Origin of the sequence: Streptococcus suis, from assembly GCF_002960445.1 — a bacterium.
GTDB classification, from domain to species: Bacteria; Bacillota; Bacilli; order Lactobacillales; family Streptococcaceae; genus Streptococcus; species Streptococcus hyiners.
In genome coordinates, this window is sequence record NZ_POJD01000148.1 from 1 (window position 1) to 333 (window position 333).

Sequence of the window (333 nt, forward strand, 5' to 3'; positions counted from 1 at the left end):
CCGCAGGCTGTTAAAACAATTAGAGATGCTACCAGTAGACCTGCCCATTTAACTTTCTTTTTCAATCACAACACCTTCCTGGTATAGTTTAGCTAGTTTCAAAACATGGATGAGGTTTTGCTTCATTTCTTGATAGGACAATTCCTCTACACCTTTTCGAGCAATGATAACAAAGTCATCTGCTACCAGTTGATGTTGGCATTCAATTAAGATGTGACGAATCCTGCGCTTAATCTTATTTCGCATGACAGCGTTTCCCAATTTTTTGCTGACAGATAAACCTACTCGGAAATGCTTTTGCTCTTTAGGTAATCGGTAGACAACAAACCTCCG

Annotated in this window: 1 protein-coding gene; it reads right to left on the reverse strand. The window is 39.6% G+C overall.

The window, feature by feature from the left end; translation table 11 throughout:
• Nucleotides 1-48: 48 nt before the first annotated feature.
• Nucleotides 49-333: ribonuclease P protein component (rnpA, locus tag C1G53_RS06365; RefSeq protein ID WP_105118130.1), on the reverse strand; the 285-nt coding region annotated here is incomplete at its 5' end.